The organism is Bartonella saheliensis (assembly GCF_902162175.1).
This window is the reverse complement of sequence record NZ_LR607301.1, coordinates 1-1,614: the sequence shown is the minus strand read 5'-3', so window position 1 is coordinate 1,614 and position 1,614 is coordinate 1. Positions and strand designations below refer to the sequence as shown.

The following is a 1,614-nucleotide window of genomic DNA, read 5'->3' as shown; positions in this document are numbered from 1 at the left end:
ATGCAGGAAGCTGCCCAAAAACTTGTAGGAAAACATGATTTTACCACTTTTCGCTCAATACATTGCCAAGCCAAAAGCCCTATTCGCACCCTTGAACGCCTTGAGGTGAAAAGAGAAGGAGAAGAGATTTTGCTCTATGCACAGGCCCGTTCTTTTCTGCATCATCAAATCCGCTCCCTTGCAGGAAGCCTCATGGAAGTTGGTATTGGACGCTGGAGTGCACAAGATCTTGAAGCGGCTCTTCATGCTAAAGATCGTACACGTTGTGGTGTCGTCGCACCACCTTCAGGGCTTTATTTGACTAAGGTGGAATATTAATTATTCTGCAAAGTTTCTTCTTAAAGAGCAATTAAGAAAGCTTATAAAAACAACGGATTTCTTCAAAGGCTTCTGCTGCGCTATTGACAAATTTTACTAAATCAATATCGGAGGGAGAAATTGTACCTTGTTCTGATAAATAATCAAAATTGATCGCATTGCTCCAAAATTCTTTACCAAACAATAAAATCGGAACCTGTTTCATCCGTCCTGTCTGTATTAAAGTTAATGTCTCAAATAACTCATCTAGAGTACCAAACCCTCCAGGAAAAACCGCTAATGCCTTTGCCCGCATGAGAAAATGCATTTTGCGCATTCCTAAATAATGAAAATTAAAACATAAATCTGGAGTTATATAAGAATTAGGTGCCTGCTCATGAGGTAAAACAACATTCAAACCAACCGTTGGTGCACCAACATCTATGGCACCACGGTTTCCTGCTTCCATTATCCCTGGTCCTCCCCCTGTGACAACCACAAATTCACGATATTGTGTGGTAGCAGAATAGCGTGAACATAAACGCGCAAATTCCCTTGCCTCATCGTAGTAATGTGACATAGCATGTAAATTCTTCTTTTGTGTGTCATTTTTTGCTGCCCAGGCTTCTTGCCCACGTTCAGGAATCCGTGCACCACCAAAGAGAACAACTGTTGATTGGATATCATATTCTTGAAGCGCTATTTCCGGCTTTAAAAACTCAAGACCTATCCTTTGTGAGCGTAGTTCTGGACGCATCATAAATTCTTGATCAATATAAGCCAAACGATACGTATGTGAACGCATTTGTGCTGTATTAGAAACTTTTTTTACCTGTTGTAGAGCATCCTTCGCGTGGAGAAGTGGTGTCCAATTGTTTTGTTTTTCTTCACGTTTTTTTTTATAACCTTTTTTCATACACTTATCCTATTGCCTTATCGCTTTATTGACTGAATAGATTTCTTCGCGTAATTCATAGTGTCATAAATCTTGAAGCTTTCAACTTGTTTAACGGAACTCTGTCCATGTCTCATCTCACGCAACTGGAAATGATTATTGAAAAAGCATTTGATGATCGCAATTCTATCAATACCACTACAAAAGGTGAAGTGCGTGAGAGCGTCGAACATGCATTAAGCCTCCTTGATAAAGGAGAAGTGCGTGTTGCACAACGCCAAAAAGATGGACAATGGCATGTTCATCAATGGTTGAAAAAAGCTGTTCTTTTGTCTTTTCGCCTCAATCCTATGCATACTCTTTCTGGTGGTGTTAGTGAATCATATTGGTGGGATAAAGTTTCTTCGAAATTTTCTGGTTGG

At 39.9% G+C, this 1,614-nt stretch carries 2 protein-coding genes and 1 pseudogene; 2 read left to right on the top strand and 1 reads right to left on the bottom strand.

Annotated elements, in window-relative coordinates:
* Window positions 1-318: tRNA pseudouridine synthase A (locus tag FS875_RS09820; protein ID WP_144756239.1), on the top strand; the 318-nt coding region annotated here is incomplete at its 5' end.
* A gap of 31 nt (window positions 319-349) precedes the next feature.
* Here the strand turns inward: FS875_RS09820 and FS875_RS09815 are convergent.
* The gene (locus tag FS875_RS09815; RefSeq protein WP_144756236.1) at window positions 350-1,213 is read right to left on the bottom strand and encodes an LOG family protein; all 864 of its coding nucleotides are present in this window, start codon (window positions 1,211-1,213) and stop codon (window positions 350-352) included.
* A 107-nt stretch (window positions 1,214-1,320) separates the two neighbouring features.
* On the opposite strand from FS875_RS09815, the pseudogene FS875_RS09810 reads away from it, so the two are divergent.
* A pseudogene (locus tag FS875_RS09810) lies at window positions 1,321-1,614 on the top strand (2,3,4,5-tetrahydropyridine-2,6-dicarboxylate N-succinyltransferase); the annotation flags it as partial.